A 17735-nucleotide genomic window follows, 5' to 3' on the forward strand; every position below is an offset into this window, starting at 1 on the left:
ACCGAAGAGGAAGGCGCGGTTCTCCCTCCCTCGCAGAGGGGAGGGTGGCGCGCCGCGGAGCGGCGTCACGGGTGGGGCTGGGGGTAGAGCGGCGCGTGAGACGAAATGTGACGACGGCGCCTCCCCTTTCTGAAGCCCACCCCACCCTGCCCTCCCCTGTCCCAGGGGAGGGAGACGCCCTCTTCGGCGAGGGCGCGCTTCAAGTCTCCCCTCCCCGCGCCGCCTCCCCGCGCCTATCTCCTCACCTGTGACCTCCCCCTCGCCCGGCCCCGCCACGCGCCTTCCCGACCGCTTCGTCCGCTGGTTCGCCGGGCGCGGCTGGACGCCTCGCGCGCACCAGCTCGATCTGCTGGCGCTCGCGCAACAGGACCGCGACGCGCTGCTCATCGCCCCGACCGGCGCCGGCAAGACGCTCGCCGGGTTTCTGCCGAGCCTCGTGGAGCTGGCGGAGAAGCCCGACGACGTCGACGGCCTCCACACCCTCTATGTCTCGCCGCTGAAGGCGCTCGCGGTCGACGTCGCGCGGAACCTCATGACGCCGGTGGCCGAGATGGGACTCTCGATCCGCGTCGAGGGCCGCACCGGCGACACGCCGCCCTCGCGCCGCAAGCGCCAGAAGGAGCGGCCGCCGGACCTGCTGCTCACCACCCCCGAACAGCTCGCGCTGCTGATCGGCGATCCCGGCGCGGGCCGCCTGTTCGAGACGGTGCGGCGGGTCGTGATCGACGAGCTTCACGCGCTCGCGCCGACCAAGCGCGGCGACCAGCTCGCGCTCGCGCTCGCGCGCGTCCGGGCGCTCGCGCCGAAGCTCTCGACCGTCGGGCTGTCGGCGACCGTGAAGAGCCCCGACGAGCTTCGCCGCTATCTCGTCGATCCGCGCCGCGGCCATGCCTTGGCCGATCTCGTCGAGATCCGCGGCGGGGCCGCGCCCGAGATCGCGATCCACGAGACCGACGAGCGCCTGCCGTGGTCCGGCCACGGCGGACGCCACGCGATGGCGGAGATCTACGAGGCGATCCGCGCCCACAACACCACGCTGATCTTCGCCAACACCCGCGCGCAGGCGGAGCTCACGTTTCAGGAGCTCTGGCGCATCAACGAGGAGACGCTCCCGATCGCGCTCCACCACGGGTCGCTCGACGTCGGCCAGCGCCGCAGGGTCGAGGCCGCGATGGCCGAGGGGCGGCTCAAGGCGATCGTGGCCACCTCGACGCTCGACCTCGGCATCGACTGGGGCGACGTCGACCTGGTGGTCCACATGGGAAGCCCCAAGGGCGCCTCGCGCCTGCTCCAGCGCACGGGGCGCGCCAATCACCGGCTCGACGAGCCCTCTCGCGCCATCATCGTGCCCGCGAACCGCTTCGAGGTGATCGAATGCGAGGCCGCGCGCGAGGCCGCGCTCGAGGGCGAGCAGGACGCAGAGTCGACCAAGCCCGGCGGGCTCGACGTGCTCGCCCAGCACGTGCTCGGCTGCGCCTGCGGCGCGCCCTTCGACGAGGACGAGCTCTACGCCGAAGTGACCTCCGCCGCGCCCTACGCCGAGCTCGACCGCGAAACCTTTTCGGACATCGTCCAGTTCGTCGCGACCGGCGGCTACGCGCTCAAAAGCTACGAGCGCTTCGCCAAGATCCGCAAGACCAGGGACGGGCTCTGGCGCGTGTCGAACCCCGCGACCGCCCAGCGCTGGCGCATGAACGTCGGCACCATCATCGAGGCCACGACGCTGAAAGTTAAGCTCGGCAAGGTGCGGCGCGCGGCCGGCGGCGCCGTCGGCCAGCAGGGCTTCGGCGGCAAGATGCTGGGCGAGATCGAGGAGTACTTCGTCGAGACCATGACGCCTGGCGACACCTTCATGTTCGCCGGCGAAATCCTGCGCTTCGACGCGCTGATCGACACCGACGTCATCGTCTCGCGCGCCAAATCCGAGGCCCCGAAGGTTCCGACCTATGTGGGCGGACGCATGCCGCTCACCACCGACGTCGCGGCGCGGGTGCGCGCGATGCTGGACGACCCGGGAAGCTGGGGACGGCTGCCGACCCAGACCCGCGAATGGCTCGGCTACCAGCAGCTCCGCTCGGTGATCCCGGAGCACGACAAGCTGCTGATCGAGACCTTTCCGCGGGCGGGCAAGCACTTCCTCATCGCCTATCCGTTCGAGGGGCGGCTCGCGCACCAGACGCTCGGCATGCTGCTGACGCGCCGCCTCGAGCGCGCCCACGCCCGCCCGCTCGGCTTCGTCGCGAGCGACTATTCGCTGGCGATCTGGGCGCTGGGCGACATCTCCCAGATGATCGGCGACGGCGAGATCTCGCTCGATCGCCTCTTCGACGAGGACATGCTCGGCGACGATCTCGAGGCCTGGATGGCCGAGAGCGCTCTGATGAAGCGCACGTTTCGGAACTGCGCCATCATCGCGGGGCTGATCGAGCGCAACGTCATCGGCGCGAACCGCAAGACCGGGCGCCAGGTCACCATGTCCACCGACCTGATCTACGACGTGCTCCGCCGCCACGAGCCCGGCCACGTGCTGCTGCGCGCGGCGCGGAGCGACGCGGCCCGGGGCCTCATCGATCTCTGGCGCGTGGCCGATTTCCTGAAGCGCGCCAAGGGCGCGATCGACTGGCGCCCGCTCGACCGCGTCTCCCCGCTTGCGGTGCCGATCCTGCTCGAGGTCGGCCGCGAGCCGGTCTACGGCGCGGCGCAGGACGCGCTCCTGAAGGAGGCTGCCGAGACGCTGGTGGCCGAAGCGATGGGCGAGGAGATGGCCAAGCGCGAGAGCGGCCCGCCGGCGTTCCTGAGGTCGCTTTAAGCCGCCTCGCCCCGGCCGGACGCGCGCTGGGATCGGCGTAGGAAAGCGCTTGCAAAAGGCTTCGGAGGGAGAAGCCGGACCGGACTGCGCGCTTCAAGACGCCCGCTTGCGCGGGCTCCCCCGGGATGACGGCGCGATCAAGTTCCTGCTACGTTCCAATCGATGATTCTCTCCGCCCTCCTTCGAGAAGACGAGATCGAGCCGACGCTCTCCGTCGCAGGCGTCGCGCTCGTCGCCGATCCGTCAGGCGCGCTCTACGAGCCGCGCTCCGGCGCGCTGATCGTCGCGGATCTCCATCTCGAAAAGGGTTCGAGCTTCGCGCGCCGCGGCCAGATGCTGCCGCCCTACGACACCGCGACCACGCTCGGCCGCCTCGCTCGCCTGGTCGAGAGGTTCCGGCCGCGCGCCGTGATCGCGCTCGGCGACTCGTTTCATGACCGCGACGCCGCCGCGCGCCTTCGCGACGCCGACCGGGAGACGGTCGCGGCTCTCCAGCGCGGCCGCGACTGGATCTGGATTTCTGGCAATCACGATCCGGAGCCCCCGGCGGGGCTTGCGGGCGAAACCTGCGCCGAGATGGCGCTCGGCGCGCTGACGCTGCGCCACGAGCCGAGAGTCGGCGCGGCGGCGGGCGAACTCGCCGGCCATCTCCACCCCGTGGCCAAGGTCGCGGTGCGCGGTCGCGGCGTGCGCCGCCGCTGCTTCGCCGGCGACGGGGCGCGCGTCGTCCTGCCGGCCTTCGGGGCCTATGCGGGCGGGCTCAACGTGCGCGACCGCGCCTTCGACGGCCTGTTCGCCGCGGGCGGCCTCACCGCCTGGATGCTGGGAGACGCCGGCGTCTACGCGATCGCCGGCTGGGGCCTGAGGCCGGACTGAGGTCTGGAGCGAATCGCCGGACGCTCGACGGTCATCCCGGGCTTGACCCGGGATCCAAAACCGATGTCGGCGGCAAGTTCACGCAGGGCCTCGGTTCTGGATCCCGGCTCTTCGGCCGGGATGACGCGGCGCCTGGATGACAGCCGCGGATCGCGCGCCTCAGGCGCGCCGCCTCACCAGCGGTAGCGCAGGCCGACCGTCTGGTACTGCGAGCCGCCGCCCGTGCCGTTGAAGATGCCGAGATTGCCGCCCGAGCGGTGATGGAAGCGGAACACCAGGTCGAGGTTCGGCTGGCTCGGCAGGCCGAAGGTGATTTCGGGCGAGAGATAATGCAGCACCTTGGACTGGTGCTTCTCGGACTTCTCGACCTCGATCCGCGAGACGTCGCTGGCGTAGTTCACGCCGGTCGACACCGCGATCGTGGTGCGCAGATAGTCGTTCCAGGGGAACGACTTCCAGCGGGCGTAGAGCGCGCCCCACACTTCCCATTCGTCCTGCGCGCCGAAGCGCTTGCCGGCGCCGATCTCGGTCTCGAAGGCGAAGAGGTCGCTGTAGGTCAGGATCTCGCGGTTGAACGCGCCGCTGACGAGGGTCGAGTCCTTCGTCTTCCAGTTCCACGGCGGCGTCTTGTACTTGATGAAGATGTCGGTCATCGGCGTGGAGATATAGCGGCCGACGAAGAGCGTCGCGGTGCAGTTCATCTCGCACGCCTCGAACGGCGAGATGAAGCGCCAGCCGTCGGTCGCCGCCGGGGCCTGGACGGCCGCGGGAGGCGGATCGTAGGGCACGTCGGCGGCGCGCGCGCCCGTGACAGGCGCGACGCCGAGCGCGATCAGAGCCGCCGCAGCGAGAGACGCGAAGCTCCGCGCGAGTTTCACACCGGCATGCACGATTAGGACGCCCCCAACTCTCGATCGTCACTGACAGCAAGCTGACGCTATCAGCTTAAGGCGCAAGAGACCAAACGGCCAGTCATCGAGTCAGGCCGCACAAAACGCTTCGTATCACACCTGTTGCGACGCTACGACAACGGCGGCCGCCGCCGTCGCGACCGAAGCGAGCGCCGCGAGCAGCGCGCGCAGCCGCGGATACCATCTGGGAGCGGCGAACCGCGTGGACTTCAGCCCGTCGACCGCGCCCTGCGCGACGAGTCCCGCGGCCACGAGCCCAAGCCCGCCGGCTCCGCCGAGAAGCACGCCCGCGAGCGCCCATGCTGGAGAGATCGCCGCGCCGAGATAGAGGCCGGCGCGCAGCTCGCGCGCGGGATGGCGCAGCGCGAGACCCCAATGGGCGCCGCCGAAAAACGACAGGATGAGCGCGGCGTAAGCGAGGAGCGCGACCGACGCCGACGCCCCCGTCTCTCCGCCGGCGAGCGCGACCGTCAGCGCAAGGCCGATGAAGGGCGCGAGCCCCGCAAGACCCACGGCGAGCGGGATCGGCGGAATTTCGTGGTCGTCGCGGACGGGTTCGGAGGCGATCAAAGTCATGGCGGCACCGCACGACTGGCTCGTCGTGCGGGCAGAATACCGCGTCAGGCGCGGCCGTCACCCCCGGACTGGACCGCCCCCTCGAAAGCCGGTGGGGACAGTCTTCATCGAACCACGTTCAGCGCGGGGTCGAGGCGTCCTGCGCTCGGCGACCCGGTCCCAGCCGCCGGGGGGCGAGGGAACTTCGTTCGCCGCAGGCTCGACGGCGCGCGGGCGGAACGCGTCGACAGCGACCTTGGCGGCGGCGAGCTGCGAGCCGAGCGCCTTGCCCACCTCGTCTCGCTTCTTGGCCGCGTCCTCGTCGCCCTGGACGGCGGCGAGCGAGAACCACTTGTAGGCGTCGACGAGGTTGCGCTTGCCCGACATGCCGCGCGCGTCGAGCACCGCGAGATTGTACTGGCTGTCGACGAGGCCGCGCTCGGCGGCCATGCGGAACCACACCGAGGCCGCGCTGTAGTCGGGCTTGCCGAGGCCGCCCTCGGCGTAGACCACGCCGAGATTGTGCATGGCGCGCACGTTGCCGGAGGCCGCGGCCTGCTCGTACCAGCGGCGCGCGGTCGTGACGTCGCGGGCGACGCCGCGGCCCTTCTCGTAGAGGCTGCCGAGGCGGTGCTGCGCCGGGGCGAGGCCCTGGGCGGCGGCCTTCTCGAGCCACACCGCGGCGGAGGCGGCGTCGGGCTCGACGTTGCGGCCGTCGAGCAGGCGGTCGGCGACCTCGAGCTGGGCCGACGGATCGCCGGCGGCGGCGCGCATGCGGAGCGTCGGCCGCCGATGGTGTCGGGCAGTCCGCCGGGCGCGGTCCGGGCGATCGAGCCCGTGGTGACGGGTTCGCCGGCCTTCCATTCGACCGTGCGCGCCTTGGGCAGGGCGCCGGCGTCGGCGAAGGCGAAGTTCTGGGCGGCCGTGCGCGGCGCGGCGTTCGCCTCGGGCTTCGGCGCGGCGGCTGACGCGGCGGCGGAGGGCGCCGGAGCCGCGCCGGGCGGCGGAGGATCGAGCCCTTCCTGCGCGGCGGAGGACCCGTCGGCGGGTTCCGCCGCGGCGCGCGGGCCTTCGATCACGGTCGGCGCGGCGCCGGAGCCGTAGGGCGCGGGGGTCGGCTCGAGATCGGGCGCAAGGCGGCTCTGCGGGGCGGGATCGGCGGCCGGCTCGAACTGGGAGCCCGTCATGCCGTTCGCGACATAGAGCGCGGCGAACACGATCAGCGTCGCGGCGGCCGAGCAGGAACGGACGCTTGCGCGCCTTGAGCTTCGAGATCGCGCCCGACAGCCCCGAGCGCGCGGCCGGCTCGGCCGGGGCCTCGGGGGCCTCGGGCTCGACGTCGGGCTGCGGCTGGGCCGAGGCGCGGCGCGCGGCGGCGATGAAGGACGCGGCGCTCGGGCCCGAGGCCTCGACCTTGGGCGCGCCCGCGCCCGGCTCGATCGGATCGTCGCCGAGATCGGAGAACGCCTTGAAGCGCGGCTCGTCGGCGTAAGGCAGGCGCGGCGCCGGCGGCTCGTCGCCGGCCGCGATCTCGGCGAGCGCGCGGCGGGCGGCGGCGCGCGCGGCCTCGGCGGCGTCGGCGCGGGGCTCGGGCTCGCGGCGCGGCTCCGGATCGTAGCGCGTGTCCTCGACGGCGGCCGAGAACATCGGAGCCGAGCGGGCCGGGGCCGTCTCCATCTGCTCCATCCGGTCGAGCAGACGCTCGAGCGTGGCGCGAACGGCGTCGAGCGCGTCGGCGGCGCGGCGCTCGCTCTGGGCCGCGGAGGCGCGAAGCTCTGCGAGCGACCGGACGATCTCGCCCTCGAGCTCGTCGTCGCCGCGCACGCCCTGCGTCGCGGAGGTCTCCTGATAGCGCGCGCCGAGATCGGCGCAGCTGCGCTCGACGCGGGCGGCGAGGCCCGCGAAGGCGGCGTTGAGGTCGTCGAGGCGGCCGTCGTTGCGCTCGAGCCCGTCGACGAGGCGCGTGATCTCGGCCTCGACCGTCAAGGCGCCGTCGCGGGCGGTCTCGCGGGGGTTGAGAAGCTGCTCGGCGATGACGCGCACCGATTCCTCGATGCGGTCGAAGGCGGCGTCGCGCTCCACGGGCTCGGACGCGCGCGGCGCCCGCAGGCGCTCGGAGATCGAGCGGACCTCGCCCTCGATCCGGTCGAAGGCCGCGTCGCGGGCGCCGGTCGCCTGCGCGACCGACAGGAGCCGGTCGCCCAGCCCGTCGATCTTGCCCGACAGCGCCCTCACCTCGTCGTCGCCGCGGTCGTCGCGCTGGCTCGAAAGCTTGGCGGTCAGCGCCGCGATCTGGCGCTCCAGACCGTCGAGCGCCGGCGGACGCGCGGCGGCCGCGATCTCGTCGCGCATCGTGTCGGCGAGCCACTCGGCCTCGCCGGCCCGCACCTTGGCGATCGCCTCGATCTTGCCGTCGAGCGCCTCGACGCGGCCGCTGAGGCCCTCGACCGCCTTCAGCGCGGGGCCGATGGCGGAGCGGTTCTTGAGGCTCTCGGTCAGCGCGTCGATCTGGCGGCCGAGATCGGAGACGGCCTCGGCGCGCGGCAGGTTGTCGAGCTCGGCGCGGATCGAGGCGTTGGCGCGCTCGAAGGCGTCGTCGCGGGCCGAGACCGCCTGCGCCACATTGGCGATGCGGCCGTCGAGCGCCTCGACGCGGGTCGCGAGCCCGACCACCGCCTGGCGGGTCGGGGCGGCGGCGCGCTCGAAGGCGTCCTCGCGGTCGGCGACGGCCAGAGCGACATTGGCGATGCGGTCGTCGAGCGCCTCGACGCGGCTCGCAAGGCCGACGACGGCCTGACGCGTCGGGGCGGCGACGCGCTCCTGGTCGTCGAGGCGGCCGATCAGCGACTGGATCTCGGACGCGAGCGTGTCGACCGCCGAGGCGCGTGGGAACTGCGTGAGTTCGGCGCGGACCTCCTCGACGCGGCGCGCGACCGCGTCGATGGCGGTCGAGTTCGCGGGCCCGAGCGTTTCGAGACGGGCCGAGATCGCGTGGAGCTCCTCGGCGAGGTCGGCGATCATCTGCGGGCTGGCGGCGTCGCGGCGCATGCGGTCGACCTCGCCCACGAGCGCGTCGATCGCGCCGAGCGAAGCCGGGTCGAGCCGGGCGGGACGGTCCGCCGTGATTCGGCCGGCGAGCTGTCCCATCTCGCGCGACAGCGTGTCGACCTCCTGCCGGGTCGGCAGGTCGGAGACGGAGCGGCCGAGCCGGTCGATCTCGGTGCGGAGCTCGCGCACCATCGAGGCGGAGGCCGCCGCGTCGGTCTTCTGCCGCGACGGCAGGTCGGAAACGGCGCGGCCGATGTTGTCGATCTCGGCGCGCAGTTCGCGGACCATCGAGGCGGTCGCGACGTCCGGCTTCTGCGGCTCATAGGTGCGGCGCGGCTCGATGTCGGGCTGGCGGGCGACGTCCTGACGCCGCAGCGGCTCCGGCTGGCGCGCGGGCTCGGGAACGCCGGGCGGGCGCGGCCGGACGGGACGGCTCCTGCGCGCGATAGGGCTCAGGGGCGCGATAGGGCTCGGGCGCGCGGTAAGGTTCGGGCCGCGGCTCGGGCTGGCGCGCGGCCGGGCGGCGCGCGGCGGCGTCGCGGGCGGCGGCGTCCTCGGAATCGAGCGTGCGCTGGCGCTCGGAGATTTCGGCGAGCGCCGCGCGCAGCGAGGCGATCGGCGGCGTGCGCTGGTCGGCGCGGCGCTGCGCGGGTGCGGGCTGGGCGCGGTCGGCGAGCGTGCTCGCGAATTCGACGAGGCGGGCCTCGATCTCGGCGGGGACGGGCTGGCGGCCGGGCTGGGACCGGCGCGGGGCCTGCTCCTCGCTCCCGCTCCAGCGCGCGAGGCCTTCGAGCGCCTGGGTGAGGCGCGCGCCAGGTTCGTAATCGCTCTGCGCGAGCAGGCTCACCAGCCGCTCGAGCTCTTCGGGCGCGGGCTCGCCGCGGCGGCGCGCCTCGGCCAGACGATCGGTAAGGTCGGCGAGCGGGCCGCGGCCGCCGCGGTCGTCCCGCTTCGGTTCGTCGGACCAGCCCCTCGGGTCGCGCACGCTCATGGCATCCATCCCGGAGCCCCGGCGCGTCAGCGCGGTCTGGGGCGATATGGCCGGAGACGACGCGACGCGCGCCCTTCCGCCACTCGCGACTTTTGCCGTTTAGGGTAAACAAGCGGTTAACCAGAGCGTTTTTGGTAACGAAGCCTTAGCCGAAGTTAATCGCCGCTCTGCGCCGTTTCGCCTGCTGGCGCGGCGGCCCGCGGCGGTCCAGACATCGTCGATGAACGCTTCGCCGCCCGCCCTGAAAAATCGCCTCAACGCCTTCAGGGTCTACAGGCGCACAATCGCGCTGCTGGGCGAGGAGAAGCGGCTCGCCGCATGGCTCGTCGGCGGCAACGTCGCGCTCGCAGGCGCGGCCTTCGCCGAGCCGGTGCTGTTCGGCGCCATCATCGACCGGTTAACGCGCGGCGGCGAACCGATCCTTGGGCTCGCCGCAATCTGGGCGGGAATCGCCTTGGCGGCGATCGCGGGCCGTGTGGTGGTGGGGCTCAACGCCGACCGCCTGTCGCATCGCCGGCGCCTGGCCGCCATGACCGAGGTGTTCGGCCACGCGCTGACCCTCTCGCTCAGCTGGCACCGGCGCACCCATTCGGGGCGGATCGTGAAGGCGCTGGTGGTCGGCGCGAACGCGCTCGCCGACGTCTGGCTCACCTTTTTCCGATCGGGCTGCGCCACGCTGATCGGGCTTGCGGCGCTTTTGCCGGCGAGCCTCGCGCTCAATCCCTGGCTCGGCGGGATCCTGATCGGACTGCTGGTGGTCTTCGGGATCGCGATCACGATCCTCACGCGCCAGACCCAGAACCGGCAGGAGGACGTCGAGGCCTACCATTCAGACGTCGCCCAGCAGGCCGCCGACGCCATCGCGCAGGTCGCCGTGGTGCAGAGTTTCGCGCGCGCCAAGGCCGAGACCAAGGCGCTCGGCGCGGTCATGCAGCGCCTGCTCGACGCGCAGATGCCGGTGCTCTCGTGGTGGGCCTACGCGGCCGCCGCGACGCCGGCCGCCGGCACGATCACGGTGCTCGGCGTGGTGCTGGCGGGCGCGGAGCTCAACTCCCGGGGGCTCGCGAGCGTCGGCGACATCGTCACCTTCGCGGCGCTCGCGACCCTGACGGTCGGCAAGCTCGGCGAGGCGGTGAGCCTCATCAACATGCTGCTGCTGAACGCCCCGCGCATCGCCGAGCTGCTCGACGTCGCGGACGCAGCCCCCGAAGTCGCCGAGCGCGAGGGCGCGCGCGATCCGGGCCGCGTCGCGGGCCATGTGGCGTTCGAGAACGTGTCCTTCGCCTATGAGGCCGGCCGGCCGACGCTGACCGACGTCTCGTTCGAGGCGCGGCCCGGCGAGACGGTCGCGCTCGTGGGCGCGACCGGCTCGGGCAAGTCGACGGCGCTCGCGCTGCTCCACCGCGCCTTCGATCCGGCCGGGGGCCGGGTGAGCGTCGACGGCGCCGACGTGCGCGACCTGACGCTCGAGGGGCTGCGCCGGAACGTCGGCGTCGTGTTCCAGGATCCGATGCTGTTCGCCCGCTCGATCGCCGACAATCTGCGCGTCGGCAAGTCCGACGCGACGATCGGGGAGCTCGAGGCCGCCTGCGCCAAGGCCGAGGTGCTCGACGTCATCGCCCGCCTGCCGCAGGGCTTCGACTCCGTGCTGGGCGAGCGCGGCGCCTCGCTCTCGGGCGGCGAGCGGCAACGGCTCGCGATCGCCCGCGCGCTCTTGAAGGATCCGCCCATCCTCGTGCTCGACGAAGCGACGAGCGCGCTCGACGCCGGCACCGAGGCGCGCGTCCAGGCGGCCCTCGACGCGGCGCGGAAAGGGCGCACGACGCTCGTCATCGCGCACCGGCTCGCGACGGTGCGGAGCGCCGATCTGGTGCTGGTGTTCGAGAAGGGCCGCATCGTCGAGCGCGGCGGCTTCGAGGAGTTGGCCAACGCCGGCGGAACCTTCGCGCGGCTCGTGGCGGCGCAGGAGCTGACGAAGCCGGCGGCGCCCGCGCAAGTCCGGGTCGAGGCCCCGTGAAGGCGCCGTGATTGGCAAGGACGGCCTCGCGCGGTATGACTGGAGCCCGTCCGGCAGGATGGTTTCGGGGCGTCGCGCCAAGCCTTCGCCGCGGCTTCGCGACGATCAAAGCACGGGTTTCGAGTTGCTGTTCACCACGAAGATCCGCCGCCGCTTCGCGGCCGCCGTCCTCGCGCTCGCCCTTCCGGCGGCGAGCCTCTCCTCCGCCTCCGCCGCGCCGCTTCTGGTCGCCGACGTCGCGAGCGGCGCGGTGATCGAGGCGCGCGAGGCCACCACGCCGTGGTTCCCGGCCTCGCTCACCAAGCTGATGACCACCTATGTGGTGCTGAACGCGGTGAGGGCCGGCAAGATCTCGCTCCAGACGCCGCTCACCTACAGCGAGCGCGCGCAGCAGGAGCCGCCGAGCAAGATGGGCTTCCAGGTCGGCCAGACGGTGACGGTCGACGACGCGCTCAAGATGCTGATGGTGCAGTCGGCCAACGACATCGCCTTTCTGCTCGCGGAGGGCGTCTCGGGCTCGGTCGAGAATTTCGTCGTCGAGATGAACCGCACCGCGCAGCTCATCGGCATGCGCTCCTCGAACTTCGTCAATCCGAACGGCCTTCCGGTTCGTCCCGGCCCCGATCTTCAGCGGACCACCGCGCGCGACATGGCGATCCTCGCGAGCGCGCTCTATCGCGACTTCCCGCAGATGGGCGGCCTGTTCGCGCTCGACGCCATCAAGATCGGCGACCGGACCCTGCGCAACCACAACGGCCTGATGGGCCGCTATCCCGGCACCGACGGGATGAAGACCGGCTATGTGTGCGGCTCCGGCTACAACGTGGTCGCGACCGCGACGCGCGGCGGACGGCGGCTCGTGACGGTGGTGCTCGGCGCCTTCGCCGCTCGAGCGCTCGGAAGTCGCGGTCGACGCCTTCGAGCGGGGCTTCGCCGCCACCAAGGCCGTCGGCACGCTTGCGAGCCTGCCCGCCGTCACCGCCGCCTTCCCGGTGGACCTGCGCGAAGAGATGTGCGGCAAGGCCGGCGCGAAGACCCGCCAGGCGCGCCGCCTGATGCTCGACGGCCACCCCTGGGCCGAGACGCTGAAGGCCAAGACCGTGGTTTCGCCGGTGATGGTCTACGCCACCCCCGCGCCGAACGCGCCCGCCGTCGCCGCGGCCCCGAGCGGCGTCGACGAGGATTCGCCGACCGCCTTCGCGCCGACGCCCGGAACCACGCCCGCGATCGCCGGCCAGACGGTGAAGCCGGGCTCGGCCAAGGTGAAGCCGTTGCGGGCGACCAAGGAGAAGGCGGCGACGAAGGCCAAGCCGAAGCCCGCGGCGAAGTCGGCCAAGAGCGACGCCTCCAAAAGCGCCGCCTCCAAGCCCAAGACAGGCAAGCAGAAGATCGACCTCAAGCCCGCCGTCGACGCCAACGCCGCCGGCAACGGCGCGCAGCCGACCTCCGGAGCGATCTACCAGAACGCCGCGCCGGCGAACGGCAAGGCGTTCTGAGATTGACCGGACTGCGTGCTTCGAGACGCCTCGGCTGCGCCGAGGCTCCTCAGCATGAGGACCGCGGTGGAATTTTCCCGACAGAGACAATTTCTCATGCTGAGGAGCCGTCCGCAGGACGGCGTCTCGAAGCACGCAGTCGGTTTCAGCCGCCCATGAGCGCCGCGCGCCCCGCCCCGATCCCGCTCACCGTGCTCACCGGCTTCCTCGGGGCCGGCAAGACCACGCTGCTGAACCGCCTGCTGCGCGACCCCGCGCTCGCCGACGCAGCCGTCGTGGTGAACGAAGCGGGCGAGATCGGCATCGACCACCTGCTCGTCGAGCATGTCGCCGAGGGCGTGGTGGCGCTTGCGGGCGGATGCCTGTGCTGCTCGCTGCGCGGCGACCTGATCGCGACGCTCGAGGATCTTCTGCGCGCCCGCGACAACAAGCGGATCCCGCCGTTCAACCGCCTCGTGCTGGAGACGAGCGGCCTCGCCGACCCCGCGCCCATCCTCCAAACGCTGACCCTCCACCCCTATCTCGCGATGCGCTACCGGCTCGCCGCCGTGGTGACGGTGGTCTCGGCCGTCGAAGGCCCGCAGGCGGCGGGCGAGCACCTCGACGCCGCGCGCCAGATCGCGATGGCGGACCGCATCGTTTTGTCGAAGCTCGACGTGGCTTCCGGGGACGAAGCCGCCGCGACCCGCGCGCTTCTCGCAAAATTGAACCCGGCGGCTCCGATCGAGGACGCCGGCGTCGTCACCGCCATGTCTCTCATCGCCGAAGCCCCGCCGACGGCGCGCGACCTCTCCGAAGCGCCCGCCGGCCATGGCGACATCCGCGCGATTTCGCTCGCGAGCGAGGCGCCGCTGACGCGCGAGGCCTATGACATGTTCGTCGAGCTGCTGCGCTCGGCCCATGCGCCGAAGCTGCTTCGCCTCAAGGGACTCATCAGGATCGTGGGCGAGCCCGACCGCCCGCTCGTGGTCCAGGGCGTGCGCCACGTCTTCGCCGAGCCGCGCTTCCTCGACGCCTGGCCGGACGATGACCGCCGCACCCGGCTCGTGGCCATCGGCGAAGGTTTGGAGCCGGACCTCATCGCCAAGCTCTACGCCGCCTTTGCGGGACAGGCCTCCGTCGATCGTCCCGACCGCGCGGCGCTTGTCGAAAGCCCGCTCAGCCCGAGATCCGGAGGATTGCTCGGCTGAGGCGCGCCGGCGGCACTGGACAGCCGGCCTGCGCATGAGCTTGATGGGCCGAACCAAAAGACGTCCCCGGCCTTCGGGCGAAAGCGGACGCGAGGGGAGACGAGATGGCCGCAAGGTCGAGACTGGCCAAAGAGGCCGCGTATCTCGCCGGCATGCTGCGCGCGCTCAAGGCCACCACCCATATCGGCCGCAACCGCAACCGCGTCTTTCCGCACGTCATCGCCGAACTCGCCGACAAGCACCGCGGCCGCACCGCGCTGATCTCCGAGCGCGAGACCTTCACCTATGAGGAGCTGAACGGACGCGCCAACGCCTACGCCCGCTGGGCGCGGGCGAACGGCGTCGAGAAGGGCGACACGGTCGCTCTGATGATGGCCAACCGGCCCGATTATCTCGCCTTTTGGGTCGGAATCCTGCGGATCGGCGGCGCGGTGGCGCTGCTCAACACCAACCTTACCGGCCAGGCGCTCGCGCATTGCGTCTCGATCGTGAAGCCGAAGCACGTCGTGGTCGGGGCGGAGCTCGAGGCGGCCTACGCCTCCGCCCATCCCTTCGTCGCCTCGGACCCGGCCCCCAGGGTCTGGCGCCACGGCCCGGGCGAGGAAGGCTGGCCGCGGGTCGACGAGGCCGCGCTCGAACAGTCGCAGGATCCGATCCCGGCCGACGAACTTCCCACGCTCTCGATCGAGGACCGGGCGCTCTACATCTACACGAGCGGCACAACCGGCCTGCCGAAGGCCGCCAACATCAACCACTACCGGCTGATGGCGATTTCCCACGGCTTCTGCGGCGCGATGGGCATCCGGCCTGACGACCGCATGTACGAATGCCTGCCGATGTACCATACCGCCGGCGGCGTGATCGCGGCCGGCTCGCCGCTCATCGCCGGCGCCTCGGTGGTGATCCGCGAGAGGTTCCAGGCGAGCCGGTTCTGGGACGACGTCGTCGAGAGCGGCTGCACGCTCGCGCAGTATATCGGCGAGCTCTGCCGCTACCTCGTCCCACACGCCCGAAACCGCCTCCGAGAAGCGCCACAAGCTGCGGCTCGTCTGCGGCAACGGGCTTCGGCCGGACGTGTGGCCGGAGTTCGAGCGGCGCTTCCGCATCCCGCTCGTGCTCGAATGGTACCGGCGACGGAGGGCAACGTCGCGCTGTTCAATTTCGACGGCACGCAGGGCGCGGTCGGGCGCATCGCCTGGTATCTGAAGCGCAAGTTCCCCGTGAAGGTGGTGCGCTTCGACGTCGAGATCGGCGAGCCGGTGCGGGGCCCGGACGGCTTCTGCATCGAGTGCGGGCCGGAGGAGGCCGGCGAAGCCGTCGGGCTCATCCTCAACGACCCGTCGAAACCGTCGGCGCGGTTCGAGGGCTACGCCGATCCGGAAGCCACCAAGCGCAAGATCCTGACCGACGCCTTCGAGACCGGCGACCGCTGGTTCCGCACCGGCGACCTGATGCGGCGCGACGAGCGCGGCTATTTCTTCTTCGTCGACCGCATCGGCGACACCTTCCGCTGGAAGGGCGAGAACGTCGCGACGTCCGAGGTCTCCGAGGCCATTTCGGTGTTCCGGCGTCAAGGACGTCAATGTCTACGGCGTGGCGCTACCGGGCTATGACGGGCGCGCAGGCATGGCCATGGTGGTGCCGGAGGACGAGGGGATCGACCTCGAAGGCCTCCACGCCCATGTGGCCGCGCAGCTGCCGAGCTTCGCGCGGCCCGTCGTGATCCGGATCGCGCGCGAGCTCGACCTCACCGGCACGCTGAAGCAGCGCAAGGGTCGATCTCGTGCGCGAGGGCTGCGACCCGCGGGTGGTCGCCGACCCGATGTTCCTCGCCCACCCTGCGAGCGGCCGCTACGCGCCGCTCGACGCCGAGCTCTATGACGAGGTCGCGACCAAGCGGCTGCGGGTGTAGTCGCGCGCTGGCCGCCCCTTCTCCCGTTTACGGGAGAAGGTAAGGATGAGGGGAAGTGGCGCAGCGGGTCCCAAAAAGAGGCGCGTCCGCTGCGGACGTGCTCATCTTTCAAACGCCGGCGCTGACGCCCCTCACCCTTACCCTCTCCCGCACGCGGGAGAGGGGGTCACGGACGTCGCGCCCTGTCTTGAAGCCCTCACCCCTGCGCGTCGTCGGTCCAGCGGCCGCGGCGGCCGTAGCCGCGATCGCGGCCGTAGCCCTCCGGCTCCACGTACTCGCCCTCGTAGGGCGCGGGCTCGCTGTAGGGCGCCCGCGCGATCGCCGGCTGGTCCTGCAGCACCACGACGCGCGACTCCTTCGGCACGCGGCCGTAGAGGTCGATGATGTCCTGGTTGAGCAGGCGGATGCAGCCCGAGGACACGGCCTTGCCGATCGACCAGGGCTCGGTGGTGCCGTGGATGCGGTAGAGCGTGTCGCGGTTTCCCTGGAAGAGGTAGAGCGCGCGGGGGCCGAGCGGATTGTCGAGGCCCGGCGCCATGCCGCCGGCCGCGGGGCCGTAGCGGTCCGGCTCGCGGGCGATCATGTCGGGCGTCGGCGTCCAGCGCGGCCATTCGGCCTTGCGGCCGACGCGCGCCTCGCCCTCGAACTCAAGCCCCGCCTTGCCGACGCCGATGCCGTAGCGCATCGCCGTTCCGCCGTCCTGAACGAGGTAGAGGTAGCGCGCGCGGGTGTCGACCACGAGCGTGCCGGGAGGCTCCGGCGTGTCGTAACGCACCTGCTGGCGCAGCCATCTGTCGTCGACCTTGGAGATGTCGGTGGCGGGCAGCGGGTAAAGCTCGTCGGGGCGCGCGCCGTACATGTCGACGGTCGCGGGCGAGTGACGCACCAGCATCGGGCCCGGCCCCTGCGTCGTGGAGCAGCCTGCAAGGCCGAGCGCGGCGAGGGAGAGCGACGCTGCGACGAAGCCGCGGCGGGTGGGACGGTTGCTTTCGAGCATTTCGATACTCTCGACACGGCTGCGCGAAGTCGCGCCACGCCAACATTCTCAGGCGTCATCGGTTCCGCCCGGATTCGGGCCGAGATCGGGCGCTCGCGAAGCAAAAGCGTGAACCAGCGACCGGTGATGCTTGCAGGCCACATGGTAAATGCCGGTTAAACGCGTTCCGCCGGGCGTTCACGGCTGCGTTGATCGCGCGGTTGTGAGCGCGCATGGCTGCTATGCTTTCGCCGAACTGCAACCCATGCGCGATCGACCATCGGCGACTTCACGCGCCATGGCCTCGCGCCTAGGCTCGCGCCTATGAGACACGCCGCCCCGCCCGACGCCCTCGCCGTCACGGCCTTCTGGCGCGCCGCCGGTTACGACCGCTGGTTCGCCAGATCCGACATGTTCGACGCCGCGATCCGCGCCCGGATGGAGCGGCTGCATGTGGCGGCCTTCGCGGGCGCGCTCGACCATTGGGACGAGACCCCGACAGGCGCGCTCGCGCTCGTCATCCTGCTCGATCAGGTCCCGCGCAATCTCCATCGTGGGACGGCGCGCGCCTTCGCAAGCGACGAGCGGGCGCTCGCCGTCGCGACCGCCGCGATCGCGCGCCGCTTCGACCGGCGCGTGACCCGGGAGATGCGCTCGTTCTTCTACCTGCCGTTCGAGCACGCCGAGGATTTCGGCGCGCAGGAGGTCTGCCTCGAACTGTTCCGGCGGCTCGGCGACGAGAACGGGCTCGAATACGCGAAACTCCACGCCGACATCATCCGCCGCTTCGGACGGTTCCCGCATCGCAACGGGGCGCTGGGGCGGGCCTCGACGGCCGCGGAGCGGAGGTTTTTGGCCGAGGGCGGGTTTGCTGGGTGAAGGTGCGCCGCCTTCTCCCCTCCCCTTTCGGGAAGGGCCGCGGCGATCGCGACGGCCAGCCGCCGCCGTCAGGCA

At 71.8% G+C, this 17735-nt stretch carries 12 protein-coding genes and 1 pseudogene; 8 read left to right on the plus strand and 5 right to left on the minus strand.

Going from position 1 to position 17735, the window contains the following annotated elements:
* Positions 1-247 precede the first annotated feature (247 nt).
* Together K6K41_RS08630 and pdeM are read left to right on the plus strand one after the other, a co-directional pair.
* Entirely contained in the window at positions 248-2809 is a 2562-nt protein-coding gene (locus K6K41_RS08630) for a ligase-associated DNA damage response DEXH box helicase (protein WP_261404696.1), read from the plus strand.
* Between the two features lie 162 nt (positions 2810-2971).
* Positions 2972-3685, plus strand: a complete 714-nt coding sequence (gene pdeM / locus K6K41_RS08635; protein ID WP_261404697.1) for a ligase-associated DNA damage response endonuclease PdeM — start codon at positions 2972-2974, stop codon at positions 3683-3685.
* 173 nt (positions 3686-3858) lie between these two features.
* Here pdeM and K6K41_RS08640 read toward each other — a convergent pair whose 3' ends face one another.
* The 4 genes from K6K41_RS08640 to K6K41_RS08655 form a co-directional block, all read right to left on the minus strand.
* Positions 3859-4563 carry a hypothetical protein gene (locus tag K6K41_RS08640; RefSeq protein ID WP_261404698.1) on the minus strand — a complete coding sequence of 235 codons (705 nt, stop codon included), beginning with the start codon at positions 4561-4563 and terminating at the stop codon, positions 3859-3861.
* Between the two features lie 126 nt (positions 4564-4689).
* Positions 4690-5172 carry a DUF3429 domain-containing protein gene (locus K6K41_RS08645; protein WP_261404699.1) on the minus strand — a complete coding sequence of 161 codons (483 nt, stop codon included), beginning with the start codon at positions 5170-5172 and terminating at the stop codon, positions 4690-4692.
* A 57-nt stretch (positions 5173-5229) separates the two neighbouring features.
* Positions 5230-8487, minus strand: coding sequence for a hypothetical protein (locus tag K6K41_RS08650; RefSeq protein ID WP_261404700.1), 3258 nt, complete (start codon positions 8485-8487; stop codon positions 5230-5232).
* Between the two features lie 31 nt (positions 8488-8518).
* Positions 8519-9190, minus strand: a complete 672-nt coding sequence (locus K6K41_RS08655) for a hypothetical protein (protein WP_261404701.1) — start codon at positions 9188-9190, stop codon at positions 8519-8521.
* A 220-nt stretch (positions 9191-9410) separates the two neighbouring features.
* On the opposite strand from K6K41_RS08655, the gene K6K41_RS08660 reads away from it, so the two are divergent.
* The 5 genes and pseudogenes from K6K41_RS08660 to K6K41_RS08685 all read left to right on the plus strand — a co-directional run bounded on the left by K6K41_RS08660 (position 9411) and on the right by K6K41_RS08685 (position 15805).
* The gene (locus K6K41_RS08660; protein ID WP_261404702.1) at positions 9411-11207 is read left to right on the plus strand and encodes a glucan ABC transporter ATP-binding protein/ permease; all 1797 of its coding nucleotides are present in this window, start codon (positions 9411-9413) and stop codon (positions 11205-11207) included.
* Between the two features lie 124 nt (positions 11208-11331).
* Positions 11332-13893, plus strand: a complete 2562-nt coding sequence (locus K6K41_RS29380) for a GTP-binding protein (protein WP_315855166.1) — start codon at positions 11332-11334, stop codon at positions 13891-13893.
* Between the two features lie 104 nt (positions 13894-13997).
* Positions 13998-15506 carry an AMP-binding protein gene (locus tag K6K41_RS08675; protein WP_261404703.1) on the plus strand — a complete coding sequence of 503 codons (1509 nt, stop codon included), beginning with the start codon at positions 13998-14000 and terminating at the stop codon, positions 15504-15506.
* Positions 15487-15594, plus strand: a pseudogene (locus K6K41_RS08680) (hypothetical protein); the annotation flags it as partial. The gene K6K41_RS08675 and the pseudogene K6K41_RS08680, both read left to right, overlap by 20 nt.
* Positions 15595-15676: 82 nt before the next feature.
* Positions 15677-15805 (plus strand): hypothetical protein, encoded by a 129-nt coding sequence (locus K6K41_RS08685; RefSeq protein WP_261405913.1) that lies wholly within the window; start codon positions 15677-15679, stop codon positions 15803-15805.
* A gap of 196 nt (positions 15806-16001) precedes the next feature.
* On the opposite strand, the gene K6K41_RS08690 is transcribed toward K6K41_RS08685, so the two are convergent.
* Positions 16002-16802, minus strand: a complete 801-nt coding sequence (locus tag K6K41_RS08690; RefSeq protein ID WP_261404704.1) for a L,D-transpeptidase — start codon at positions 16800-16802, stop codon at positions 16002-16004.
* A gap of 303 nt (positions 16803-17105) precedes the next feature.
* Here K6K41_RS08690 and K6K41_RS08695 point away from each other — a divergent pair, with 303 nt between their 5' ends.
* The gene (locus K6K41_RS08695) at positions 17106-17660 is read left to right on the plus strand and encodes a DUF924 family protein (RefSeq protein ID WP_261404705.1); all 555 of its coding nucleotides are present in this window, start codon (positions 17106-17108) and stop codon (positions 17658-17660) included.
* The last annotated feature ends 75 nt before the right edge of the window (positions 17661-17735 follow it).

It is taken from the genome of Chenggangzhangella methanolivorans, from assembly GCF_019797865.1.
In the GTDB taxonomy this organism is placed as follows: Bacteria; Pseudomonadota; Alphaproteobacteria; order Rhizobiales; family Methylopilaceae; genus Methylopila; species Methylopila methanolivorans.